This window comes from Bradyrhizobium betae (genome assembly GCF_004123905.1).
Taxonomy (GTDB): Bacteria; Pseudomonadota; Alphaproteobacteria; order Rhizobiales; family Xanthobacteraceae; genus Bradyrhizobium; species Bradyrhizobium betae_A.
The window spans coordinates 384281-408102 of sequence record NZ_MZXW01000035.1 but is presented as its reverse complement, the minus strand read 5'-3'; the positions used below and the strand labels follow the sequence as shown (position 1 = coordinate 408102).

Below are 23822 nucleotides of genomic sequence, written 5' to 3'. Positions count from 1 at the left end.
TTCGATGCTTCCAATCACCGGCTATGCGGACCGCTGGAGCGTGCGCTCCGGCGACGACATCAAGTTCATGATCGCGGTCAAGGGCGGCGGCCGCTATTCGGCGCGGATCGCGCGCGTGATCTGTGGCGACCCGAACCCCAGGGGACCGGGCTATCGCGAGATTCCGGTCAAGTGGGATCTCGAAGGCCAGCACGAGGGGATCGAGCAGACCATCGCCAAGGGCTCATGGGTCGATGTATCAGCACTGGCTTTGCCGCCAGGTCCGGTCGCCTTTGCTGCGACCGTCTGGCCGACCTTGCTCGCCGCGGGCAAGCAGGCCGTGCTGAATTTTGCGGGCGCCGGCGGCGCGCTGACGCTCGGCATCAGTGAAAGCGGCGCTTTCGCCGGGCTCGTGACCGGCGAGGGCACCGTCGAGGTCGAGGCCGGTGTCGCGCTCACCGAGCGTGCCTGGCACGACATCGCGTGCCTGTTCGACCCGGCCACAGGATCGCTGGCGATCGCGCAGGCGCCGCGCAAGATCAGACTGGACCGCGACGAGCGCGCGACGAAATCATCGAGCGTCGCAAAGGCTGTCTTGGCCGGCACGGGGGCCGTCGCGATTGCCGCTGAGCGTGCAGGGCAGGGTGTCGTCCACCACTTCAACGGCAAGATCGAACGACCGCGCATCGTCGATGGTAGCGCTGGGCTCGACGGCGTTATCGCCGCGCTTGCCTCTGGCGCGGCGACACCCGCCATCGCTGAATGGGATTTCTCCATCGGCATTCCGACCGACACCGCGACCGATATCGGCGCCGCCAAGGCGCACGGCACCTGCATCAATTTGCCGACGCGCGCGATGACGGGCTCGCGCTGGACCGGCGGCGTGACGCATCGCTGGACCGAAGAGCCGAAGCTGTGGGGCGCGATCCATTTCCACGACGACGACATCGGCGATTCCGGCTGGCAGCCGTCGCTGAGCTTCACCGTGCCGGACGATTGGAAAAGCGGCGTCTATGCGCTGCATCTCGAAAAGGACGGCGCGCGCGACAACATCGTCTTCTATGTCCGCGCCAAGATACCGGGATCGCAGGCCAAGGTGGCGTTCCTCGCGCCGACCTTCAGTTACACGGTCTACAGCCAGTATCAGAAGAAGGGCAGGCAGGCCCTGATCACGGAGCGCTCGCTGGCCTGGGGCGCGCTGGCGCAGGCGCCGGACGGCCATCCGGAATACGGCGTCTCGCCCTACAATTTCCATTCGGACGGCAGCGGCGTGGTGATGTCGACCATGCGCCGGCCGCTGATCGACAAACGCGTCAACCAGATCCATCTGGTCGACCCCAGCGATGCCGGCTCGGGCCTCTACTGGATCTCCGCCGACAGCGCCATCACCGATCTTCTCACGCGCAAGGACATCGACTTCGAGGTCATCACCGATCATGATGTCCATGCCGAGGGCGTCGAGCTGTTGTCGAAATATGCGGTCGTTCTCACCGGCCAGCATCCGGAATACCACACCCATGAGACGCTCGATGCGCTCGGTGCCTATCTCGGCAATGGCGGTCGCTTCATGTATCTCGGCGGCAACGGCTTCTACTGGAAAGTGGTGCCCCATGCGACGGGTACCTGGGCGTTCGAGCTGCGGCGCGCCGAGGGCGGCATCCGGCTCTGGGAGACGCTGCCCGGCGAGAGCTATCATGCGTTCGACGGCTCCTATGGCGGCCTCTGGCGACGGCTCGGCCGGCCGCCGCAGGCGCTGGTCGGCGTCGGCTTCAGCACGCAAGGGGAATATAAGGGTTTCCCCTACACCTTCCTCGACGGCATTCTCGATCCCCGCGTCGCGTTCATGCGCGAGGGGATCGAGGACCTGGCGAGCCCCGGTGCCAGGCTCGGCGAGCGCGGCTTCATGGGCGGCGGCGCGGCCGGCCACGAGCTCGATCGTGCGGATACACGCCTCGGCACGCCGCATCACGCGATCATCATCGGCCGCGCCGTGCTTGATGATCCGACCTATCAGCCCGTCAACGAGGAGCGCTACGACCACACCTGGCCGGCCTCGCGCGAGGACATCATCCGCTCCGACCTGACCTTTTTCGAAACGCCGAACGGTGGCGCGGTGTTTTCGGTCGGCTCGATGAATTTCATCGGCGCGTTGCCGGTGGACGGCTACAACAACGTGGCGGCCCTGCTGGTGACCAACATCGTCAGGCGCTTCGCCGATTCGACGCCGTTTCCGGAGCCCAAATCCTCGGCATGATGTTGCTCTCGGGTCGTCGCAAGAATAGTCTTGGGGACTGCCAAAAAACGACAACAAGACCCAAGGTGACTGATGGCCCGTATCCTCTACAGCGACCCGATCAACGCGTCCGACCGCACCCGCGAAATCCTCGACAAGAACCGCCACGCCAACATCTTCCGCATGATGGCGCATTCGCCGAGCTATTTTGAGCAGTATTGCCGCCTCGGTGGCGCCATCCGCCACAAGGGCGAGCTCGATCCTGTGGTCCGCGAGCTTGCGATCACGCGCACCGGGATCCTGTGCGAGGCACCGTACGAGATCGTCGCGCACAAGCGTATCGGCAAGAATGTCGGCGTCACCGACGAGCAGAACGAGGCGCTCGACAACTGGCAGGCGGCGAGCTGTTTCAATGAAGTGCAGCGCGCCGCCCTCGCGTTCACGGACGAGATCGTGAAATTGAACAAGCCGACCGATGCGACCTTCAAGGCGATCGCCGCAAAGCTGACGCCGGCCGCGCTGGTCGAACTCCAGCTCTCGGTCGGCTTCTACATCATGACCTCGAAATTCCTGGAGACATTCGAGATCGATCTCCAGCCCGTCACGGAAGTGGTGGGCTGATTCAAAAACCGCGGCGAGGTCTGCCGATGACGATCGATGAATACGCGGCCTGGGCCGCAAGCGTTGCGAAAGTCGATGAGCATCCGTCCAACGAGCGGCTGTCCTATCTCGGTCTTGGCCTCGCAGGTGAATCCGGCGAGGTTGCCGAGCACATCAAGAAGCTGTTGCGCGATGACTGGTTGGACAAGGCGGGTCTCATCGAAGAGCTCGGCGATGTCGTCTACTACTGGGCCTGCCTGTGCGCCGCGACCGGCCAGCAGCCATCCGAATTGCTCGAGGCCAGCGCCGCCAAGATCAAGCGGCGGATCAGCGAGGCGGCGAGCCGATAGGCGCCGCTCACGTCGACGTCAGGATGTCCACCTTGGCGTTGGCGACGATCAGGCGGTCCGCCAGCAGCTGCGCCAGATTGCGCATGATCCGCTCGGATGCGCGCGGGTGCTGCTCACGGAAGCGTTCGAAATCCTTGAGCGGAACCTCGAACGCCGTCGCCGCCATATCCGCGAACACGTCGGCAGAGCGGGTCGCTTCAAGCAGCGCCATCTCGCCAAAAGCCATGCCCGCGGTCAGCGTCGCCAGCCGCACGCCGTCGGGCAGCGTGACGTGGACGGCGCCGCTGCGCAGGAAATGCAGCATATCGGCGGGATCGCCGGTGGTGACGATCTTCTCGCCCGAATGATGTGTCCGGATCGTGCTGAGCGACGCCAGGTCGGCCAGCTCTTCGTCGCTGAGACCTGCCAGCAATGGCTGCTCGGACAGCTCGGTGGTTTCGTGAAAGTCGATGGAGCCACCATGGCGGTACACGATCTGGTCTTCCGCCCATTCGATCGCGGCGTCGAGCAGGTAGAAGTCGCGGACGTTCTTCAGCTCGGCCGTCCACTCCCGCAGCGTATTCCATTCCTTGGAGGCGCGCCTGACGCCTGAAATCACGACGGTGACATTCAGCGCGGCCAGCTCCTCGAAGGCTTCAGCCACGAGCCGCGCCCCGGCACGGGTGGTGGAGGTGACGCGATGCAGATCGAAGATCACGAATTGCGGCCGTGGCCGCCCGGCGAGCCGGCGCGAGACGTAGTCGACCGCCGACAGCGACAATGTGCCGACCAGCTCGATGATCCGCACCTCCTGCTCGTGCGCGGCCAAAATCTCGCGCTCCTGCGGACGGCGGACGCGGCGGGACGGGCTCTTGCCGATATCGTAGTCTGCAATAACCGCGTTGCGTGCGTCGTCGCTGCGATTGAGCATATGCAGATCGTAGTGCGAGGACAGCGCTTCGCAAACCTTGATGCCGCGCACGCTGTTGCCGTGCTTGTCGAGCTTTGGCGAATAGCTGCCGAGGCCGAGGCGGGCGGGGAGGGCCGCCAAGATGCCGCCGCCGACGCCGCTCTTGGCGGGGATGCCGATCCGGTAGATCCATTCGCCGGCATAGTCGTACATGCCCGACGACGTCATCACCGACAGCGTGCGCGAGATCGCGTAAGGCGTCAGCACCTGCTCGCCCGTCACCGGGTTGATACCGCGATTGGCGAGCGTCGCCGCCATCACCGCGATGTCGCGCGCGGTGACCAGCACCGCACATTGCCGGAAATAGACGTCGAGGACGCCGGCGACATTGTCGGAGATCACCGCGTTGGTCTTGAGGAGATAGCCGATCGCGCGGTTGCGGTCGCCGGTCTGGCTTTCGGAAGCGTAGACGGCCTCGTCCACCGCGAGATCGCGCCCGGCAAAGCGGCTGAGCGCGAGGCGGATCTGCTCGAAGGCGTCCGCGCCCTTGCTGTCATAGATCAGCCCGGTGCAGGCGATCGCGCCGGCATTGACCATCGGGTTGAACGGATGGTTGTCGGAATTGAGCCGGATCGAGTTGAAGGGATCGCCCGAGGGCTCGACCCCGATCGCGCTCTCGACCTTGCTCGCGCCGAGCAGGTCCAGCGCCAGCGCGAACACGAACGGCTTCGACATCGACTGGATGGTGAAGGGCACCCTGGAGTCACCGACCTCGTAGACATGGCCGTCCAGCGTCGCGAGGCTGATGCCAAAATGGGCAGGGTCGGCCTTGCCAAGCTCGGGAATGTAGTCGGCGACATGACCTGACGTTTCGGCGGAGAATTCGTTGAGGCAAGTGTCCAGAAACCGCAGCAAAGGCGGTTTTGAGCGGATCCAGGCGGAGGCGGGCGGCGATTGGGTCATCGCCTCCCTTGTGCAACGCAATCAGGGGATGCGCAACCCGTCCGGCATCGGCGGTTGCCGCCGGACCAGCAGCAGGGCGATCAGGACCGTGGGCACGAGGATGGCAAGGCCCAGCAGCGTCACCTGCATTTGCGACAGCGGCATGATCCCGCCGCCCGGGGTCGCCACCACGAAGCCGCCGATCACCAGCAGCACGCGCAATGGCCACTCCAGCGCACCGGCACCGCGGAGGTCGCCGACGAAGGGCTGATAGCCTTGGATGCCGCCGCAGATGAACAGCGTGCCGAAGGCCGCCAGCGCCATCAGACCGAGACCGGTGAGATAGGGGCTCGGCCCCTGCAACACCAGCGCCGGATTGAGCACGAAGAAGAACGGGATGAAGTAGATGATGCTGCCGACCCACATCGATTCCCATCCCGTCTTCATCGCCGGCGACCCGGCGATGCCGGCCGCGGCGAACGAGGCGATCGCGACCGGCGGCGTGATCGACGACAGCATGCCCCAGTAGAAGATGAACATGTGCACGGCCATCTTGTTGAGCCCGAGCTTCTCCAGCGCGGGGGCCACCAGAATGGCGAGGAAGATATAGCAGGCCGTCGTCGTCAGCCCGAGCCCCAGGATGAGGCTGGTCAGCGCACACATGCCGAGCAGCAGGAACGGATTGTCGCCGGCAATGTGCAGCAGGTCGTTGGCGAGGCTCGACACCACGCCGGTCATCGAGAACGCCCCGATCAGCAGGCCGCAGCCGGCGAGGATGCCGACCAGCTCGACGAAGGTGCGGCCATTGACCTCGAGGAATTTTCCGATCGTTGCCAGCGTCCAGCGCGTGTCCCTGGAGAACAGCTGGTTGAGAACCAGCAGCAGCGCGGTCGCGTAGAACGGCGCGTGGCTCTCGCGCTTGAAATAGAGCAGCATCACGATCAGCAGCGCGATGACGAACACGTAGTACCAGCCGTCCTTGATCGTATCCATGATCCGCGGCAGATCGGCGCGCGGAATGCCCTTCAGGCCGTGGCGGGCGGCATAGGAATCGACCTGCATGAACAAGCCGATGTAATAGAGCGCGGCGGGAATGATCGCGGCGATCGCGACGTCGGCGTAGCTGACATTGAGGAATTGCGCGATCACGAAGGCGGTCGCGCCCATCACCGGCGGCGCCAGCACCGCGCCGGTCGAGGCGCAGGCCTCGATCGCGCCGGCATAGGAGGCGCGGAAACCGCTCTTCTTCATGACGGGAATGGTCATGGTGCCGGCGGTGAGCACGTTGGAGATGATCGAGCCCGACATCATGCCGAGCAGGCCGCTCGCAAAGATGCAGACTTTTGCGGCACCCCCGCGAAACGTGCCGCACAGCGCAAACGCAAGGTTGATGAAGAATTTTCCGGCGCCCGTCATCATCAACGCCGTGCCGAACACGAGGAAGCCGATCACGGTGTCGGCAAAGGCCTGGATGGGAATGCCGAGCAGGCTCTCGCCCGACAGCACGTGATAGGCGGTCGCCTGCTCCAGCGTCGACTGCGTGCCGCGGAACGGCCCGAGCCAGCCGGACTCCGCGAACAGCGGATAGACCGTGAAGGGGAAGACGCTGAGCAGCAGGCTCCAGCCGCCGGTGCGGCGCAGCGCCTCCATCAGCATCACCCACATCACGAGGCCCGCGGCGATCACCTTGGTCGGTGCGCCCCCGAACTCCCATCCGGCCTCCGCCGCCTTGCGTACGTTCGACATCAACAGCAGCGCCGCGGCGAAGGTCACGAGGGAGAACAGCAGATCGTACCAGGGAATGCGGTCGAGCGGCGCGCGTTCCGTGCCCGGAAAGATCAAAAACGTGAACGGCAGCATCAACGCGATCAGGAGATAAAAATACTCCGTGTTGAGCTGGGTGTAGCCGACGAAGAAGCGCAGCGAGAATTGCTGGTTGATGCAAAGCAGGATCGTTGCCGCCGTCGCGATGACCAGTGCCCAGCGCCAGACGCCCCGAAGCGCGCGAACCCGCGTGACCTCGGCTTCCTGCATGTTGGCGGCAGCCCCATGCGGATCGTCGAACACGACCCGCTTGGCCTCGCTCTCGGGGATGGTGGAGATGGAAGCAGACGACATGATCGACCCCGCGCGTGCGTTGAGCACTAATCCTCGAACCCGTTCGGCATGTCGGCTTTCGCAAGCGCCGCGGCACGCGCCTTCATCCATCCCTCCAAGAACGCCTTGTCATCCGCAGGCGGATTGGACTTGCCGTAGTCGGTCCACGCTGCGCCAAGCACTTCTTGCCGCTTGATCAGCTTGCTGTTGTGCGCGTCCTGCGCGTCGCTCCATTGTCCGGCCTCCTTCAGCGCCTTCACCGCGCCGGGATGCACCGGCACCACCCAGTTCTTGGTCTGCCGGTCGGCGGCAAGCCCGCCGGCGCCGGGCGCGGAGCCCTTATAGGCATCGTAGTTTGTGATCATCGCCTTGGTGATGGCATAGACCTGGTCGGGCGCTTGCGAGGCGTAGGCGACGAAGATCGGGTAGGGGTAGTTGCCAAGCTCAATTGGTTTCTCGGGCGTGATGCCGGCGCCGCAGGTCGCCGTCTGCGGGAAGAAGAACGAGCCGACCTTCTGCATCCGCGCCCAGCCTTCCTTGTCCTTGGCCGGCAGCGGCGGCCAGATCAGGCCGCGCGGCGAGGTCTCGGCTTCCTTGGCGGGGCCGGTGATGGTGGTGCCGAAGGCCGCATCCGTGTCGTTGTTGATCAGGCCCTTCCACATCGCGCCGTAACTCGCGAACTCGACGATCTTGACGTCCTTCTGCGTCAGGCCGGCGAAGGCGAGCACCGCGAGCGAATTCTGGTTCAGCGCGGGCGAGCCGACTACGAAGCCGACGCGCTTGCCTTTCAGGTCCTTCAGATCTTTCACACCGCTATCGGCGGCAACGCCAAGCGAACCGCAATTGCAATCGACGCTCGACAGCATGATCTGGAGCGGCTGCGGACCCCATTCCCGCGAGCCAAACTCGAACACGCCCTCCTGCGCGAAATAGGTGCCCGATCCCATCGCCGCAGACGCCGCGCGCTTGGCGCGCAGCGGCGCGAGTCGCGCGACGTCGTTGCCCGCGGGGAGCACGCGCACGTCGGTGGAGTATTTATCCTTCATCATCTTGCCGACGCCGACCGCGATGTTGAAGCCGGCGGTGCCGGTGTCATAGGCGGTGAACGTCAATGTCGCCGGCAGCTTGATGTCCTCGGCGCATGCGTAGCGTGTAGACGCAAAAGAAATGCCCGCAGCCAAGGCAGGCGCGAGCATGACCAGCCCACGAAACATGTTTCCCTCCAATGCTCCTCGCGTTTGCCGCGAAGATTTTCGTTCTTTGTTTGAAACAGATTTTGTTTGAGGCGGATCATGTCATCGCGACCGAGCGATGGCAACGCCGTACCGCGAACGCAGGAAAGAAGCAGACAGATTGTCGCGGAAGCTGCGGTGAATGCGGTCAGCTCACGACGATTGCGATCGCCTGTCCCTCGGCAACGACATCGTCGAGCTTGACGAGCAACGATGTGATCGTGCCGCTCGCGGGTGAGAGCACGGGTATCTCCATCTTCATGGCTTCGACCACCACAACGTCGTCACCGTCCGCAACGGTTCCTCCAACTTGCACGGGCGTTGCGCAGATACGTCCCGCGACCTCAGTGACGATCTTTATTTCTGGCATGCCATCGCCTTTTTGTTGTCGGCGCAAAATGCCTGAGGTAGCGTCGTCTGCAAGTGGAATTTAATTCCGCACAGCGGAACAAACGGTAGGGAACATGGGACGACGTTCAGAGCGGTTAAGCAGGCAAGGTGCGCTCGCTGGCGATGCCGGCGAGGGTGATGTCATCCAGGTGGTTTCGCGCGCGTTCGACGTGTTGCGATGCTTCGAGGGCCACGAAGCCAGGCTCGGCAATCTCGAAATTTCAAACCGCTGCGGCCTGCCGCGCTCCACCGTGTCGCGGCTCACGCACACGCTGACGCGCATGGGCCAGCTGGTTTACCTGCCGCGCGACCAGAAATATCGCATCGGCCCGAGCGCGGTGGCGATGAGCGCCTCGATGATGAAGGGCGCGCAACTGCGCAGCATGATCCGGCAGCGGCTTCAGGAAGTCGCCGAGCAACTGCCCGGTACGGTCGGCTTCGTCGTCCCCGATCGCTTCCATCTGGTCTATCTCCAGTTCGCGCGCTCGGCCTCGGCGCTTGGCCTGCACGAGGGCACCGGCAGCCGCATCTCGATGGCCTCGACGGCCGCTGGCGCGGCCTATACCGCGGCGCTGGCGCCGGAGGTCGGCGACACCTTCATTACGGACATGGAGCGTGAAGCTCCCGAAGCCGCAAAAATCCTGCGTCCCCGCATCGAGGCCAACAGGCAGTCGCTGCGCGAGCACGGCTATGTGACGGCCTGCGGCATCTGGAGCCCGCACATCAACGGTCTCGCGGTGCCGATCTGGTCGCCGCAATACCAGACCTTCGTCGTCATCACGATCGGCCTGCTGTCGTCGATGTATGACGAGCAGCGCCTGCATGCCGAAGTCGCGCCGCTGATGGTCGCGCTTGGCCGCTCGCTCGGCAGCCTGCTCGAGGGTGCGGAAGGCGACGTCTTCAACAACCGCATCTCGCGCAAACCGGTCGCCATGGCGGTGCATAACAATAACAAGCCGATCAATTCGGAGGGAGTGGATGAACTGGAAGCCGGAACTCGACGAGCTCGCCCGGCGCGAAGCCTTCGCGCGGGAGATGGGCGGCGTTGACAAGGTCAAGCGCCAGCATGACCAGGGCCGGCTGACTGTTCGGGAGCGCATCGAGGGACTGACCGACAAAGGCAGCTTTCACGAGATCGGTGCCGTCTCAGGCATCGGTGAGTACGATTCCGGCGGCGAGTTGCAGAAATTGACGCCGGCGAACTGCGTGTTCGGCCGCGCGCGCGTCGATGGCCGCACTGTGGTCGTGGTCGGCGACGATTTTACGGTCCGCGGCGGTTCGGCGGATGCTTCCATCTCCGCAAAGCCGCTGATGGCGGAGGAGATGGCGCACGATTTCCGCCTGCCCATCATCCGCATCATCGAGGGGTCCGGCGGCGGCGGCTCGGTCAAGACCATCGAGACCAAGGGCGCGGCGAATTTGCCCGGCGGCATCGGCGGCACGCGCTGGTATCGCTTCACGACCGAGAATCTCTCGCGCGTGCCGGTGGTCGCGCTCGGCCTCGGCTCGGTTGCTGGCCTCGGCGCCGCGCGTCTCGCTGCCAGCCACTATTCGATCATGACGCGAAAATCCGCGATGTTCGTTGCGGGCCCGCCGGTGGTGAAGGCGCTGGGGCAGGATCTCTCGAAGGAGGAGCTCGGCGGCGCCGACATCCAGACCCGCGCCGGCGCGGTCGATCATGCCGTCGACTCCGAAGAGGAGGCGTTCGCCTGCGCGCGGCGTTTCCTCTCTTACCTGCCGTCATCAGTCTACGAGCTGCCGCCGACCTTGCCCTGCGCCGACAATCCCGAGCGCAGCGAGGAAGCGCTGATGAACGCGGTGCCGCGCAACCGCAAGCAGGTCTACAAGATCCGGCCGATCATCGAGCAGGTCGTCGACAAGGGCTCGTTCTTCGAAGTCGCCAAGAACTTTGGAAAGCCGCTCATTGTCGGCCTGGCACGGCTCGAAGGCCGGGCAGTGATGGTGCTCGCCAGTGACAGCTTCCACTACGGCGGCTCCTGGACCGCGGATGCCTGCCAGAAGGTGGTGCGCTGGGTCGATTTCGCCGAAACCTTCCATCTGCCGATCGTCTATCTCATGGACTGCCCCGGCTTCATGATCGGCCTCGATGCCGAGAAGGCGGCGACCATCCGCCACGGCGTCCGCGCCATGGCCGCGGTCAACCAGACCACCGTGCCCTGGTGCACCGTCATCCTGCGCAACGCTTTTGGTGTCGCCGGCGTCGTGCATCAGCCGGCCGACCGCTTCTCGATCCGCTACGCCTGGCCGTCGGCCTATTGGGGCTCGCTGCCGCTCGAAGGCGGCATTGAAGCCGCCTACCGCGCCGACATCGATGCGGCCGAGGACAAGGGAGCGAAGCTGGAGGAAATCCAGGAGCGCCTCAACAAGCTCCGCTCGCCGTTCCGCTCGGCCGAAAAGTTCTGGGTCGAGGAGATCATCGATCCCAGGAAAACCAGGTCGCTGCTGTGCGAGTTTGCAAGGCTGGCAGAGCCGCTGCGGAAAGCCGGGCCGCCGGCAAATTTTTCGATCAGGCCCTAGGCTCGTCTCTCCAACGTCGTCCCGGACAAGCGAAGCGGAGTGCCGAAGGAACGATTCCCGGCGCTCGGCATTCAACGCGCATGAGGAAACTCTATTTCGGCATCGGCGCTCTCGCCGGCGCGCTGGTTCTCCTCATGGTTTGGTTGGGCCAGCACGAACAGCAGGCGTCAATCGATCGTCTCCAGCAATGGGAGATTCCGCGCGCGCCTGACCGCTAGCGGACAGTAACGGCATTCACTCGCTACCGCGGTTCGCTGCGACACAGCCGTAGCGAATGCACAAATGGTCGCGTCTCAGTTGCGACGATACGCATTCGTCCTCTGCGAGCTAATCATTTCCGTCGCTACGTGTGGGCTATGATGATTGCAGGGAGCGGCCCGCAATTGCAGCCACTTTCAGCCGCTCTTTGAGCCCATTTCGGCCAAACTGTTATTGGTTTCTCGTTGCCCGGGGCGGGGCCCTCAATTTGGAGCCCTGCAATGTTCAAGCCAGTTCTTTCTGCGTGTCTCTTCGTTGCCTTGAGCTCCGTCGCTTCCGAAGCGCGGACCTATCGCATTCATCAAGCACCTGGGTGCAATGTCACCATGCCCTGCGACTTCTCTTATTCGCAAACGCGACGCGAGCGGTCTCCCCGCCAGTCATTGCAAGCCTATCGCGCAACGCAAATGACGGTGACCGACGCAGGTAATACCGCGACGACAATCAGCGTCTCCGGTGATCGCGTCGTCGGCGGCCGTCCGGCCGGTTGTCCCTCGTCCTTCTGCGGCTGCGGCGCGGCCCTGCGCGTGTTCGGTCATGTCGTGCCGGAGTTGAATCTCGCGGCCAACTGGCTCCGTTTCCCGCGGACGTCGCCGGCGCCAGGAATGGTTGCGGCGCGCCGCGGGCACGTCTTCGTTCTGGAGCAGCACCTCGGCGGCGACATGTGGATGGCCTATGACGCCAATTCGGGCGGTCACGCCACCCGCATGCACGCGCGTTCGCTGCGAGGCTACACCATCGTCAACCCGCGCGGCTGAGACGACGGGGAGGGTGCTCGGTCTCCATCACACCCGCAGCACCTTCCCCGGATTCATGATATTCTGCGGATCGAGCGCGCGCTTGATGGTGCGCATGATGTCGAGCTCGGTCTTCGAGCGGTAGTGGCTGAGCTCGTCGAGCTTGTCGATGCCGATGCCGTGCTCCGCCGAGATCGAGCCGCCCATCGAGGTGACAAGATCGTTCACGGCGCGCGTGATGGCGGCCGTGTATTGGTTCAGCGTCTGCTGATCCATCCCAACAGGCCCCATGAACGAGAAATGCAGATTGCCGTCGCCGATGTGTCCGAGCGGATAGGGACGAATGCTCGGGAGAATATCGAGCACGGCCTTGAGCCCCTTGTCGATGAAGTCAGGAATCTTGGAGATCGCCACCGACACGTCATAGCTGAGCCCCGGTCCTTCGGCCCGCGACGCCGCGGCGGCACCCTCGCGGATGCGCCACATGTTGCGCGATTGACCGACCGATTGTCCGATCGCCGCATCGAGCACGCGACCGGCCTCGAGCTGATCGGCGAGGAATTGCTCCATCTTCTCCGACATGCCCTCGGTGCCGTCCCGGCGAGCGCGCGCGGACGACCATTCGAGCAGCAGGTACCATGGCGTGTCCGCCCTCAACGGATCCTGGACGCCGGGAATGTGGCGCAAGATCATGTCGATGGCGCTGCGGCTCATCAGCTCGCAGGAGCCGACATTGTCTTCAGAGGCTGCATGCGCTTCGGACAGGATCTCCAGCGCCGCACTGGGATCGCGGACTGCCAGCCACGCCGTGCAGATGTCCTTGGGTGCCGGCCACAGCTTGAGGACGGCCTTGGTGATGATGCCGAGCGTGCCTTCCGCGCCCATGAAGAGGTGTTTTAAGTCGTAGCCGGTGTTGTCCTTCTTCAGCGCACGCAATCCGTCCCAGACGTCGCCGTTGGGCAAGACGACCTCGAGCCCCAGCACGAGATTGCGCGCATTGCCATAGCGCAGCACCTGCACGCCGCCGGCATTGGTCGAGAGATTGCCGCCGATCATGCACGAGCCCTGGGCGCCAAGGCTGAGGGGCAGGAACCTGTCGTGCTGGCTTGCTGTCTCCTGAAGCGTCTGCAAAACGCAGCCGGCCTCGACCGTCATCGCGTAGCCGACGGGATCGACGTCGAACACGCGGTTCATCCGGCCCAGCGACAACAAGATGCCGGTGTGCGCAGGCCAGGGTGTGGCGCCACCCATCAGCCCGGTGTTGCCGCCCTGTGGCACGATCGCGACGCCGTGCTGATGGCAAAGCCGCACGACCTTGGAGACCTCCTCAGTGCTGCCAGGGCGAACGACGGCGCCGGCACCGCCAACCAGCAGGCCCCGCCAATCCGTCACGTACGGCTGCATGCCGTGCTCGTCCTCGATCAGGCCTTTCTCGCCAACGATCGCACGCAATGCATCGCGTATCCGGGCGGTCAAAGGCGCGGTCGGGATGGTGGGTACGGACGACGGGAAGGCAGCCGGCATTTTGTTTCCCCTGGCGCATCTTGATGTGCACTGCGCGCGCGAAGCGCTTGGGCCGCATTGTCCACGTTTGGGACGGGGAGTCTAACGGCAATATCGGCAACACCAGGACAATTTACCGCAACATCCGGCAACGTCTTCGCCAACATGTTGCGGCTGTCTCGGCCTAGGAGGCGACAGGAATTTAAGAATCAGGATGGATGGAATGCGATTGAACTCTTGGGTGGCATGTCTCGGCGCAGGCGCTGCCTGCCTGCTACTCGTAGACATCACCCCGGTGCGCGCCGAGCCGGTGTTCGAAAGTCTCGGCGGCACATGGTCGGGCACCGGCTCGATGAAGCCGTCGGACGGCCCGCGTGAGAAGGTCCGTTGCAAGGTGGCCTACAACATCACCAAGCCCGGACGTTCCGTGAGCCTCGACCTGCGCTGCGCGAGCGACGCGTACAAGATGATTCTGTCAGCCAACATCGATCAAAACGGGACGGAGCTTTCGGGCAACTGGTTCGAGAGCGAATACCGGCAGGGCGGCAAGGTCTATGGCACCAACAAGGACGGCCTGATCGAAGCGCGGATCGAGGGACAGACCGTGGCGGCGCTGGTGACGATCCAGACCAAGGGTAGTCATCAGTCGTTCCTGATGGAAGCGCCAGGATCCTGGATGTCGGAGGTGGCGATCGAATTGAACAAGGAGGCGAAGTAGCCTGGCCTCCTCGTCGGGCCGTAGCGCTCAACCGTCATTGCGAGGAGCTCTTGCGACGAAGCAATCCAGAAATCCCTCCGCGTAGATCGTCTGGATTGCTTCGCCGCGCTCGCAATGACGAGCCTGTGGAGTCATCCGGCCCCCCGTGCGCAATTGCGCAACGGACAAGGGTCAAGCCGAAGAGGTTCGACGGGTCTCTCGTTTGTGATTGTGCTCTTGCGGTTCCTTCTTGCTGCCGTCCGAATGCACCAATAGGGTTGACAACCCAAGGTTTATTGAGAGGCGAGCGATGATCTGTCCCTCGTGTTTCGGTGCCGGCAAGATCACTTGTTTTGCGTGCAACGGCAAAGGCCAAGGCAAACCCATTCCGAAGCCAGGCGGTTTCCTCGACTTTCCCATCTGCGGTCCTTGCGGTGGGAGAGGAAAGTTGAACTGCAATTCTTGTCATGGATACGGCACGATCCCCGATCCGGTACCTCCGCCGCAGCCGCCTCCAATCCCGAAAGACCCGTTTGTCGGGGCGTGGGTCAACCCGTCGGGGGGCGTGATGACGGTTGTGAAGACGCCCGGCGGCTACGGATTGAGCGAGAATGGCCAGACTGTCCCGGCAAACTTCTCCATGTCCGGCGACAAGGTGATCATGCAAGTCAACCTCAATGGAATGCAGGTTCGGTTCGACGGTATCATCGATGTCGACGAAATGCGGGGGCAACTCACCAGCTCACAACCGATGAGTTACCGCAGGCAATCGTGATGCGTCAGCGAGCCTATGGGTATCGAGACCAACCCGCCGAGGCTCTGCTTCACGTCGTCGAAAGGTCAAAACGTTCGGGGAACGATCATGCCATCATGCCCCTGTTTTGCCCGACGGGTCAAGTTTTATTTCGGCAAATCGAAAGTCATTGATCGTCCACGCTCCGGCTACTGTGCATGGGGTTGTTTTCGCATTTTTGTTTTGAGTGAACTGTGAGCGCGTTTTTCTACGCGCTCTCCGTCTCCCGGTGCACATCATGCACCACCAGCCCCATGCCTTCGTCCGGCATCTTGATCCAGTCGCGGCGCTTCAGCGTGCGCTTGGTGTCCTCGTAGCCGGAGGTCCAGTGCTCGCGCATCGAGGTGCCCGAGAACTCGTGGTCCTTGGCGTCGCCCTCATAGGCCTTCTGCTGGTAGATCAGGTGCAGGATCGCGATCTCCGGCATGTTGCGCAGGCTCGCCTTGAGGCTGCGATCCTCATCGGACAGTTGTTCGTCCGGGACCTTCGCCAACGCCTTGTAGAGCAGGACCTTGAGATTGTGGGTGCGGCGATAGACGTCGGTGTTGTGGCGGGTGCGCGAGGAATACATGATGTCCTTGTGGCGGGCCATCACGTCCTGCATCGAGCGCGGCAGCACGCCGCGCGCGCTGAACAGGTCGACCTGGAACACCAGCGAATTGAGCGCGTCCTCCTGGTCGAGCAGATGCTGCAGCGGCGTGTTGGAGACGATGCCGCCGTCCCAGAAATGATCGGTGCCGATCCGCACCATCGGCAGCGCCGGGGGGAGGGCGCCGGAGGCCATGATGTGCTCCGGCTCGATCTCGTCATGGGCGTTGTCGAAATAGATGAAGTTGCCGGAGAGCACGTTGACCGCGCCGACCGCGAAGCGGACCTTCTTCTCGTTGATGAGATCGAAGTCGCAGAGCTCGAGCAGGCTCTCCTTCAGCGGCATCGTGTCGTAATAGCTGGTCGCAGTGCGTGCGCCGACCGGGCTGAGCCAGGGATTGACCTGATGCGGGGTGAAGAAGCCGGGCTGGCCCATCGCTGACGTCATCCAGGCGCTGGTGAGATTGCGCCACTGACGGAAGATGTCGCCGTCGGGCGTGTAGTGCCAGATCTTGCGGTTGGTGATGCGCTCCCAGAAGATGCGCAGCGCCTCCAGCCGCTTCTCCGGCTTGTTGCCGGCGATGATGGCCGAATTGATTGCACCGATCGAGACACCGCAGACCCAGTCGGGCTCGATGCCGGCTTCGTGCAGCGCCTGGTAGACGCCGGCCTGGTAGGCGCCGAGCGCGCCGCCGCCTTGCAGCACCAGCGCGACGCGGTCGCAGCGCTCGGGACGCCAGCCTTTGGACGGGGGCTGATGGGTCTGATGGGTCGGTTGCGACGTCCGGGCGTCCATGGCGATGCCTCCTGCCTTCCCAAACGATTGCGTCGCGCGGTGACGGCGTGATGACAATGTTGGCGTCGATGCATCCTTTGCATGCACCTCAACCGCGCCGGGAATGGCAGCCGGTCGTGCCGCTGACGGAAATCCTTCACATCGCAGTCAATGACAGCGGCTAGCAATTTACATCAGGCCGGAAGCGAGCGTCACAGACATCACACAGGAGACCAGCGATGCGCAGGGAAGATTTGCTGAGACTTCCGTCCATGCCGGCCGCAGGGCCAAGCTATCCGGCCGGGCCCTACCGCTTCGTCAACCGCGAATTCCTCGTCATCACCTACGAGACCGATGCGGACCTTATCCGCGCCGGCCTGCCTGAGCCGCTGGAGCCGATCGACCAGCCGATCGTGCATTACGAATGGATCAAGATGCCGGATTCCTCCGGCTTCGGCAGCTACACCGAATCCGGCCTCGTCATCCCCGCGCGCCTCAACGGCGAGGAGGTCAATTTCGTCTCGCAGATGTACCTGGACGATGATCCGCCGATCGCCGCCGGCCGCGAGATCTGGGGCTTTCCCAAGAAGTATGCCCATCCAAAACTCGAGATCGTCAAGGATACGCTGACGGGCACCTTGGAATATGCCGGCCAGCTCGTCGCCATGGGCACGATGGGCTACAAGCATGAGAGCATGGCCGGCAACGGCGATCTCACCCGCGCCACGCTGTCGAAGACGCAGATCAATCTGAAGATGATCCCGGGTGTCGACGGCCGGCTCGAGATCTGCCAGCTGGTCGCGATCAACCTGATCGACATCGTGCCGAAGGGCTCCTGGATCGGCCCGGGCCGGCTGCATCTGGTGCCGCATGTCAATGCGCCGGTGGCCGATTTCCCGGTCCGCCGCTGTCTCGGCGCGCATCACTATATCGCCGACCTGACGTTGCCGTTCGGCCGTGTCGTGCACGACTATGTCAGGGAAGCCGAGGCGGCCGCCGCAACGGGGCTGGCCGCGGAATAGGGCGCCATCATCAAACTGTAACAATGCCGTAATTGAGTACCCGTGCTCCGGAGGATGCCGTCAGCCATCTTCCGGAGACGGGGCATCTGTTGACGGTTGGGGTTGGCCATGGCTGAGCCGGCAAAGCTTGCCAGCGCGATATCGAACACCGAACCTGCCATTCCGGGCTTGGTGTGGGCGTTCCGCCTGCACAGCGACGGCAGCGCCGAGGCGCTCGCGATCGACCAGCCGATCGAGTTCAGCCATGACGGCCGGCTCTGGCTGCATTTCAACCTGACCGATGCGCGGGCGCGGCCGTGGATCGCAGCCTCACACCTGCCGCCGCTCGCGCGCGAATTGCTGCTCTCGAACGACACGTTCCAGCAGCTCCATGTCATCGACCATTGCGTCTACGGCGTGTTCTCCGACCTCGTGCGCGACATCGGCAGCGCGACGGAGGACACGGCATTCCTGCGCTTCGCCATGACCGAGCGCCTTCTGGTCAGCGGCCGTCATCAGGCGCTGTGCTCGGCGGATGCGACGCGCCGGGTGCTCGAAGGCGGCTACCGCGTCGACAACGTCGCCCATCTCTTGGAGAAGATCGTCGACGAGGTCGCCGACACGCTCGATCGGATGGCCGACAAGCTCGGTCAGGAGATCGATGGCATCGAGGAGCGGATCCTGGCCGACGATGTCAAACCCGAGATGCGCCGCGATCTCGGCCGTCTCCGCCGCACCTGCGTCAGGCTGCATCGCCAGCTTACCGGCCTGCGCGTGCTGTTCCACCGGCTCGATCAGAAGAACACCGATCATCTATCGCCGGCGCTGCGCATTCAGGCCGGCAAGCTGGCGCAACGGCTGGATGGCCTCGACCACGACATCGTCGAACTACGCGAGCGCAGCCGGCTGCTCGAGGAGGAACTGCGCTTCAAGAACGAGGAGGAGAGCAACCGGCACCTCCACACGCTCTCCGTCGTGACCTCGCTCTTGCTGCCGCCGACGCTGATCACCGGCATCTTCGGCATGAACACCAAGGGGCTGCCGCTGACCGACGTCGAGAGCGGATTTCTCTGGGCGGCGGTGCTGATGGCCTCGTCGATCGCTGGGGCCTATCTCTTTATGCGGCGCACGGGCATATTCAAATAGAGTATGCCAGCGGATATCAGCCGTGATCGGGACTGCCCATAGTTCTCTGTTGCGATGGACGGCCGCGATTGCGCTGGCCTCCGCGGTGACGAGCACCAGCGCGTTCGCCGGCGCCAAGGACGAGAGCGCGGCCGCATGGCTGGCACCGAAATGGTTCAACGAATGGCATGACGGCCTCGCCAACAAGGGCCTGAATTTCGGCGCCACCTATATCGCCGACAACATCGGCAACGTCTCCGGCGGCGTGAAGCGCGGCGCCATCCATTTCGGCCGGCTCGATCTGTCGGTCGATGCCGATCTGGACAAGCTGGTCGGCTGGACCGGCGGCCGCTTCTACGCCAATGCATTCGTGATCTACGGCCAGGGGCTCTCCCGCAACTACGTGATGAATCTCGCGACCATCAGCGAGATCGAGGCGCTGCCGGACCAGCGGCTCTATAACGCCTATTTCGAGCAGAGCTTCTTCGACGGAAGGCTGAACATCAGGGCCGGCCAGCAGGCCGCCGACGTCGAGTTCTTCGACAGCGAGACCGACGACCTCTTCATCAACGGCACCTTCGGCTGGCCCGCGATCAAGGCTTCCAACCTTCCGGCCGGCGGCCCGGCGCCACCGATTGCGGTGCCCGGCATTCGCATCAAGGCGGCGCTGACCGACAAGATCACCATCTTCGGCGCTGTCTTCAACGGCGATCCGTCCGGGCCTGGCGATGCCGATCCGCAATTGCGCGACCATCACGGACTCGCGTTTCGCGTCAACGATCCGCCGTGGGTGATCGGGCAGGTCAGGTTCGATTACGACATCGATATCGGCGGTCGCCCGCTCGCCGGCAATTTCACGCCGGGCGCCTGGAAGCACTACGGCTCGTTCGACAGCCAGCGCTTTACGGTGCAGGGCCAGTCGATCGCCGATCCCGACGGCAGCGGCATTCCGGCAAAGCTCCGCGGCAATTACGGCATCTTCGCCGTGATCGAGCAGGTGCTGTACCGGCCGCCGGAGGTCAAGGACAACACCACGTCAGCCTCGGTCCCCGGCGTCACCGCGTTCGGCCGTATCGCCTACAGCCCGCCGGACCGCAATCTGATCGATCTCTATCTCGACGGCGGCGTCGGTTTCGTCGGCTTCGTCCCCGGCCGTCCGATCGACCGCTTCGGCGTGGCGGCGGCCTATATGCGGATATCGAACACCGCGCGCAATCTCGATATCGATACGCAGACCTTCACCGGTGTGCAGAGCCCGGTGCGCAGCAACGAGACCCTGATCGAGATGATCTACGAGGCGCACATCAAGCCGGGTTGGCTGATCGCGCCTTACTTCCAGTACGTGTTTCGTCCCTCGGGCGGCATCCCGAACCCGAACGATCCGAGCGGCGTGGCGCGGATCGGTGACGCCGCAGTGTTCGGCGTCACCACCACGATCAGGTACTAGGCCATCGCAGGTTTCGCTTGCGGCTTCGGCTGCCGGGACAGCGCCAGCACGATCAGTGAGGCGAACACGCAGAGCGCGCCGGCGATGAAGAAGGCGGGCAGGTAACTCTGATAGACCGTCCGCGAGAAACCGGCGCCGAACGCGGCGGTACCGGCGCCGAGCTGGTGGCCGGCAAAGATCCAGCCGAACACCAGATTGGCGCGCTCGGGTCCGAACTTCCGCGCGGTGAGACGTACCGTCGGCGGCACCGTCGCGATCCAGTCGAGCCCGTAGAACATCGCGAAGATCGAGAGCCCATAGAACGAGAAATCGCTGAAGGGCAGGAAGATCAGCGAGAGCCCGCGCAGGCCGTAGTACCAGAACAGGAGGTAACGGTTGTCGTAGCGGTCCGACAGCCAGCCCGACATGATGGTGCCGAAGAAGTCGAAGATGCCCATCGCAGCGAGCAGGCTGGCGGCCTGCACCTGCGGGATGCCGAAATCGAGGCACATCGGAATCAGGTGGACCTGGACGAGGCCGTTGGTCGAGGCGCCGCAGACGAAGAAGGTCGCAAACAGGATCCAGAACGCACTCGACTTCGAGGCATCGCGCAGCGTGCCAAGTGCCACGGCCGTGATCGAGCCGTGGTTCACCGGCGGCACGGGCAGGGGCTCGGTGCCCTCGTCGCCGAACGGGCGTAAGCCGACGTCGCTCGGCCGGTCGCGCATCACGAGGAGGACGGCGAGGGCGGAAACGCCAAGCGCGATGCAGACGAAGCCGAGCGCAAGCCGCCAGCCGTAGCGTTCGGTCAGGCTTGCGAGCAGCGGCAGGAACACGAGCTGGCCGGTGGCGACGCTCGCGGTCAGGATGCCGACGACGAGGCCGCGCCGCGCCGCGAACCAGCGCGTCGCGATGGTGGCGCCGAGCACGAGCGCAGTCATGCCGGTGCCGATACCGATCACCACGCCCCAAAGCGCCACGAGTTGCCAGACCTGGGTCATGCCGAGCGAGGCCACCAGCGCCGACACCACGATGAGCTGGGCTAACAGCGTCACGTTACGCAGGCCGTAGCGGTTGAGCAGGGCGGCCGCAAACGGCGCCATCAAGCCGAACAGGATGAAGCGGATCGAGAGCGCCGACGAAATCTCCGCCGTGCTCCAGCCGAACTCCTTCTGAAGCGGAACGATGAACACGCCGGGCGCGCCGACCGTGCCGGCGCTGATCAGCGCGGCAAGGAAAGTCACGCCGACCATCACCCAGCCATAGTGGATATTGCGGCGGCCGAGCGCTGCCGCGAGCCAGTTCGAGATCATTGCCCCTCAATCTTGGTTGGCGGTCTCAGGGAGACCGGCGTCATTGTTCCAGTCTGGCATGGAAGTGGGAAGTCTGAAATGACAGACTTCCCTCGTTTACGGACTTTGGTCGTCAGTGCGTGAAACGCTCCACCGCGATCGCCGTGGCTTCACCGCCGCCGATACAGAGCGCCGCAACGCCGCGCTTGAGATTGTTGGCCTCGAGCGCGTGCAGCAGCGTCACGATCAGCCGCGCGCCGGTGGCGCCGATGGGATGGCCGAGCGCGCAGGCGCCGCCATTGATGTTGAGCTTCTCTCTGGCGATGCCGAGATCGCGCTGCGCCGCCATTGCCACCACGGCGAAGGCCTCGTTGATCTCGAACAGGTCGACGTCGCCGGCGCTCCAGCCGACCTTGTCCAGCAGCTTGCGGATCGCCGGGATCGGCGCCGTGGTGAACCATTGCGGCTCCTGGCTGTGGGTGGCGTGGCCCTTGATCTCGGCGATCGCTGGTAGCCCATTGCGATCGGCGAGCGAGCGTTTCGTCAGCACCAGCGCGGCGGCGCCGTCGGCATTGGCGGAGGAGGCGGCGGGCGTGATGGTGCCGTTGGCGCGGAATGCCGGCTTCAGGCCGGGGATCTTGGCGGGATCGACCTTCAGCGGATGCTCGTCATTGGCAACGATGCGCGGGCCGGCCTTCTCGCTCAGCGTGATCGGCACAATCTCGGCCTTGAACGCGCCGCTCTCGACCGCCTTGCGCGCGCGGCTCAGCGTTTCCATGGCGTAGGCGTCCTGGTCCTTGCGGGTGAACTGGTAGGCTTCGGCCGTGGCCTCGCCGAAATCGCCCATCGAGCGGCCGCTCTCGTAGGCGTCCTCGAGGCCGTCCATCATCATGTGGTCAATGATGCGGTCGTGGCCGGCGCGGTAGCCGCCGCGGGCCTTGGCGAGCAGGTAGGGCGCGTTGCTCATGCTCTCCATGCCGCCGGAGACGACGATGTCGGCCGAGCCGGCGCGGATGATGTCGTGCGCCAGCATGGTCGCCTTCATGCCGGAGCCGCAGACCTTGTTGACCGTAGTCGCGCCGGTGGCATCGGGCAGGCCGGCCGCGCGGGCAGCCTGGCGCGCCGGTGCCTGGCCCTGACCGGCCGGTAGCACGCAGCCCATGAAGACCTCGTCGACTTTCTCGGGCGCGAGTTTTGCGCGCTCCAGCACCGCACCGATCACATGCGAGCCGAGCTTGTGCGCGGGCAGCGGCGACAGCTCGCCCATGAAACGGCCAAGCGGGGTGCGGGCGGCGGAGACGATGACGACGGGATCGGCGGCTTCGGCCATGACAAAACTCCCTGTGATGATGGGTAAGATTACGCTCATCATATGATGCGGTGCAAAAAATGCAACCGCGCCGGGGATGAGAAAATCTGCGGTTCGCATGAGATTTGCTCGTGTGAGCGTCCCCTCAGCTGTCATCACCCGCGAAAGCGGGTGATCCAGTATTCCAGAGGCCGTGCGGGAATACGGAGGGGCCGCGGCGTACTGGATGCCCCGCTTTCGCGGAGCATGACACCGTCTTTGGAGCCCTTACCGCTTCCTGTTTACAAACGCCTGCATCAGCCGCGTCGGCTCGTCCGTCAGGAACGACTCGCCGAACACCTTCACGCTCAGATTGACCGACTCCGTCAGCGGCAATTCCTCCCATTGCCGGAGCAGCGCCTTCTGCGACCGCAGCGCCTCGGGGCCGCATTCGAGCAGCGCTTTCACGACGTGCTCGACCTCGGCATCGAGCCCACCTGGCGCGGCTACCTTGTCGACCAGTCCCCAGGCCAGCGCCGTCGGTGCGTCGATGTTTTCCGCCGTCATCACCAGCCAGCGCGCGCGGGCCCAGCCGATCAGGCGCGGCAAAAGTGCTGCATGGATCACCGAGGGGATGCCGACGCGGACCTCGGGCATGCCGAAATGCGCATCATGCGCGGCGATCCGGAAGTCGCAGGCGGCTGCGACCTCGAGCCCGCCGCCGAGACACCAGCCGGGCATGCGCGCGATCACGGGAGCGGGGAACTGGCGCACGGCTTCGCAGAGATCGCGCAGGCGGCTGATGAAGGCTTCGGCCGATGTCTGGTCGAGCTTCGCCATCTCCTTGATGTCGGCGCCGCCGATCATGCTCTTCTCGCTCTGGCCGCGCAGCACCACGACGCGGATGCTGCGGTCGGAGGAAAGCTGCTGCAAGCCTTCGCGCACCGCGTCGGTGACGGGCGAGCCCAGAATATTCAGCGAGCCGGCGTTGCAGATCGCGACATGGACGACGCCGCGCGCATCGCGCGTGACGCCACAGTGGTTGTTGAGCATTTCCATCGCGGGATCTCGGAGTTTCGTGGACAGGCG

At 64.2% G+C, this 23822-nt stretch carries 20 protein-coding genes; 11 read left to right on the top strand and 9 right to left on the bottom strand.

What is annotated here, in order from left to right; all coding sequences use genetic code 11:
* Positions 1-4: 4 nt before the first annotated feature.
* The 3 genes from B5V03_RS27115 (at position 5) to B5V03_RS27105 (ending at position 3162) form a co-directional block, all read left to right on the top strand.
* The gene (locus tag B5V03_RS27115) at positions 5-2233 is read left to right on the top strand and encodes a N,N-dimethylformamidase beta subunit family domain-containing protein (protein ID WP_129273411.1); all 2229 of its coding nucleotides are present in this window, start codon (positions 5-7) and stop codon (positions 2231-2233) included.
* Between the two features lie 72 nt (positions 2234-2305).
* Positions 2306-2833: a carboxymuconolactone decarboxylase family protein gene (locus B5V03_RS27110; protein ID WP_129273410.1), complete on the top strand. Its 528-nt coding sequence runs from the start codon at positions 2306-2308 to the stop codon at positions 2831-2833.
* Between the two features lie 26 nt (positions 2834-2859).
* Positions 2860-3162 (top strand): nucleoside triphosphate pyrophosphohydrolase family protein, encoded by a 303-nt coding sequence (locus B5V03_RS27105; protein ID WP_164988310.1) that lies wholly within the window; start codon positions 2860-2862, stop codon positions 3160-3162.
* 7 nt (positions 3163-3169) lie between these two features.
* Here B5V03_RS27105 and glsA read toward each other — a convergent pair whose 3' ends face one another.
* The 4 genes from glsA to B5V03_RS27085 all read right to left on the bottom strand — a co-directional run bounded on the left by glsA (position 3170) and on the right by B5V03_RS27085 (position 8692).
* Positions 3170-5014, bottom strand: coding sequence for a glutaminase A (gene glsA / locus B5V03_RS27100; RefSeq protein WP_129273408.1), 1845 nt, complete (start codon positions 5012-5014; stop codon positions 3170-3172).
* A 21-nt stretch (positions 5015-5035) separates the two neighbouring features.
* The gene (locus B5V03_RS27095) at positions 5036-7111 is read right to left on the bottom strand and encodes a TRAP transporter permease (RefSeq protein ID WP_129273407.1); all 2076 of its coding nucleotides are present in this window, start codon (positions 7109-7111) and stop codon (positions 5036-5038) included.
* A 26-nt stretch (positions 7112-7137) separates the two neighbouring features.
* Complete coding sequence (locus B5V03_RS27090; protein ID WP_129273406.1) at positions 7138-8304, bottom strand: TAXI family TRAP transporter solute-binding subunit; 1167 nt, start codon at positions 8302-8304, stop codon at positions 7138-7140.
* Positions 8305-8470: 166 nt separating this feature from the next.
* Positions 8471-8692, bottom strand: a complete 222-nt coding sequence (locus tag B5V03_RS27085) for a biotin/lipoyl-containing protein (RefSeq protein WP_129273405.1) — start codon at positions 8690-8692, stop codon at positions 8471-8473.
* 94 nt (positions 8693-8786) lie between these two features.
* On the opposite strand from B5V03_RS27085, the gene B5V03_RS27080 reads away from it, so the two are divergent.
* The 3 genes from B5V03_RS27080 (at position 8787) to B5V03_RS27070 (ending at position 12266) form a co-directional block, all read left to right on the top strand.
* A complete protein-coding gene (locus B5V03_RS27080; protein ID WP_129273404.1) occupies positions 8787-9761 on the top strand; it encodes an IclR family transcriptional regulator in 975 nt (324 codons plus the stop codon).
* Positions 9691-11250, top strand: coding sequence for an acyl-CoA carboxylase subunit beta (locus B5V03_RS27075; protein ID WP_129273403.1), 1560 nt, complete (start codon positions 9691-9693; stop codon positions 11248-11250). Before B5V03_RS27080 ends, B5V03_RS27075 begins: the two co-directional genes overlap by 71 nt.
* Positions 11251-11915: 665 nt before the next feature.
* On the top strand, positions 11916-12266 hold the full coding sequence (locus B5V03_RS27070; RefSeq protein WP_349643402.1) for a hypothetical protein: 351 nt from the start codon (positions 11916-11918) through the stop codon (positions 12264-12266).
* A 27-nt stretch (positions 12267-12293) separates the two neighbouring features.
* On the opposite strand, the gene B5V03_RS27065 is transcribed toward B5V03_RS27070, so the two are convergent.
* Entirely contained in the window at positions 12294-13769 is a 1476-nt protein-coding gene (locus B5V03_RS27065) for an FAD-binding oxidoreductase (RefSeq protein ID WP_129273402.1), read from the bottom strand.
* A 202-nt stretch (positions 13770-13971) separates the two neighbouring features.
* Here B5V03_RS27065 and B5V03_RS27060 point away from each other — a divergent pair, with 202 nt between their 5' ends.
* Together B5V03_RS27060 and B5V03_RS27055 are read left to right on the top strand one after the other, a co-directional pair.
* Positions 13972-14466, top strand: a complete 495-nt coding sequence (locus B5V03_RS27060; protein WP_129273401.1) for a hypothetical protein — start codon at positions 13972-13974, stop codon at positions 14464-14466.
* A gap of 547 nt (positions 14467-15013) precedes the next feature.
* Positions 15014-15220, top strand: coding sequence for a hypothetical protein (locus B5V03_RS27055; RefSeq protein ID WP_129273400.1), 207 nt, complete (start codon positions 15014-15016; stop codon positions 15218-15220).
* A gap of 226 nt (positions 15221-15446) precedes the next feature.
* Here the strand turns inward: B5V03_RS27055 and B5V03_RS27050 are convergent, their stop codons facing one another.
* The gene (locus B5V03_RS27050; protein WP_129273399.1) at positions 15447-16622 is read right to left on the bottom strand and encodes a patatin-like phospholipase family protein; all 1176 of its coding nucleotides are present in this window, start codon (positions 16620-16622) and stop codon (positions 15447-15449) included.
* Between the two features lie 218 nt (positions 16623-16840).
* Between B5V03_RS27050 and B5V03_RS27045 the strand changes: the two genes are divergently transcribed.
* From B5V03_RS27045 to B5V03_RS27035, 3 genes are all read left to right on the top strand, one after another.
* Complete coding sequence (locus B5V03_RS27045; RefSeq protein WP_129273398.1) at positions 16841-17623, top strand: acetoacetate decarboxylase; 783 nt, start codon at positions 16841-16843, stop codon at positions 17621-17623.
* A 108-nt stretch (positions 17624-17731) separates the two neighbouring features.
* Entirely contained in the window at positions 17732-18748 is a 1017-nt protein-coding gene (locus B5V03_RS27040; RefSeq protein WP_129273397.1) for a transporter, read from the top strand.
* A gap of 22 nt (positions 18749-18770) precedes the next feature.
* Positions 18771-20174, top strand: a complete 1404-nt coding sequence (locus B5V03_RS27035; protein WP_129273396.1) for a carbohydrate porin — start codon at positions 18771-18773, stop codon at positions 20172-20174.
* Here the strand turns inward: B5V03_RS27035 and B5V03_RS27030 are convergent.
* The 3 genes from B5V03_RS27030 to B5V03_RS27015 all read right to left on the bottom strand — a co-directional run bounded on the left by B5V03_RS27030 (position 20171) and on the right by B5V03_RS27015 (position 23792).
* On the bottom strand, positions 20171-21466 hold the full coding sequence (locus B5V03_RS27030; RefSeq protein ID WP_129273395.1) for an MFS transporter: 1296 nt from the start codon (positions 21464-21466) through the stop codon (positions 20171-20173). The genes B5V03_RS27035 and B5V03_RS27030 overlap by 4 nt on opposite strands.
* Positions 21467-21578: 112 nt before the next feature.
* Positions 21579-22775 (bottom strand): acetyl-CoA C-acyltransferase, encoded by a 1197-nt coding sequence (locus B5V03_RS27025; RefSeq protein ID WP_129273394.1) that lies wholly within the window; start codon positions 22773-22775, stop codon positions 21579-21581.
* 246 nt (positions 22776-23021) lie between these two features.
* The gene (locus tag B5V03_RS27015) at positions 23022-23792 is read right to left on the bottom strand and encodes an enoyl-CoA hydratase (RefSeq protein ID WP_129273393.1); all 771 of its coding nucleotides are present in this window, start codon (positions 23790-23792) and stop codon (positions 23022-23024) included.
* Positions 23793-23822 lie beyond the last annotated feature (30 nt).

Excerpts from the sequence above, each read along its gene's own strand:
- B5V03_RS27115 (WP_129273411.1), top strand. The coding sequence starts at position 5 with ATGCTTCCAATCACCGGCTATGCGGACCGCTGGAGCGTGCGCTCCGGC.
- B5V03_RS27110 (WP_129273410.1), top strand. The coding sequence starts at position 2,306 with ATGGCCCGTATCCTCTACAGCGACCCGATCAACGCGTCCGACCGCACC.
- B5V03_RS27105 (WP_164988310.1), top strand. The coding sequence starts at position 2,860 with ATGACGATCGATGAATACGCGGCCTGGGCCGCAAGCGTTGCGAAAGTC.
- glsA (WP_129273408.1), bottom strand. The coding sequence starts at position 5,014 with ATGACCCAATCGCCGCCCGCCTCCGCCTGGATCCGCTCAAAACCGCCT.
- B5V03_RS27095 (WP_129273407.1), bottom strand. The coding sequence starts at position 7,111 with ATGTCGTCTGCTTCCATCTCCACCATCCCCGAGAGCGAGGCCAAGCGG.
- B5V03_RS27090 (WP_129273406.1), bottom strand. The coding sequence starts at position 8,304 with ATGTTTCGTGGGCTGGTCATGCTCGCGCCTGCCTTGGCTGCGGGCATT.
- B5V03_RS27085 (WP_129273405.1), bottom strand. The coding sequence starts at position 8,692 with ATGCCAGAAATAAAGATCGTCACTGAGGTCGCGGGACGTATCTGCGCA.
- B5V03_RS27080 (WP_129273404.1), top strand. The coding sequence starts at position 8,787 with ATGGGACGACGTTCAGAGCGGTTAAGCAGGCAAGGTGCGCTCGCTGGC.
- B5V03_RS27075 (WP_129273403.1), top strand. The coding sequence starts at position 9,691 with ATGAACTGGAAGCCGGAACTCGACGAGCTCGCCCGGCGCGAAGCCTTC.
- B5V03_RS27070 (WP_349643402.1), top strand. The coding sequence starts at position 11,916 with ATGACGGTGACCGACGCAGGTAATACCGCGACGACAATCAGCGTCTCC.
- B5V03_RS27065 (WP_129273402.1), bottom strand. The coding sequence starts at position 13,769 with ATGCCGGCTGCCTTCCCGTCGTCCGTACCCACCATCCCGACCGCGCCT.
- B5V03_RS27060 (WP_129273401.1), top strand. The coding sequence starts at position 13,972 with ATGCGATTGAACTCTTGGGTGGCATGTCTCGGCGCAGGCGCTGCCTGC.
- B5V03_RS27055 (WP_129273400.1), top strand. The coding sequence starts at position 15,014 with ATGACGGTTGTGAAGACGCCCGGCGGCTACGGATTGAGCGAGAATGGC.
- B5V03_RS27050 (WP_129273399.1), bottom strand. The coding sequence starts at position 16,622 with ATGGACGCCCGGACGTCGCAACCGACCCATCAGACCCATCAGCCCCCG.
- B5V03_RS27045 (WP_129273398.1), top strand. The coding sequence starts at position 16,841 with ATGCGCAGGGAAGATTTGCTGAGACTTCCGTCCATGCCGGCCGCAGGG.
- B5V03_RS27040 (WP_129273397.1), top strand. The coding sequence starts at position 17,732 with ATGGCTGAGCCGGCAAAGCTTGCCAGCGCGATATCGAACACCGAACCT.
- B5V03_RS27030 (WP_129273395.1), bottom strand. The coding sequence starts at position 21,466 with ATGATCTCGAACTGGCTCGCGGCAGCGCTCGGCCGCCGCAATATCCAC.
- B5V03_RS27025 (WP_129273394.1), bottom strand. The coding sequence starts at position 22,775 with ATGGCCGAAGCCGCCGATCCCGTCGTCATCGTCTCCGCCGCCCGCACC.
- B5V03_RS27015 (WP_129273393.1), bottom strand. The coding sequence starts at position 23,792 with ATGGAAATGCTCAACAACCACTGTGGCGTCACGCGCGATGCGCGCGGC.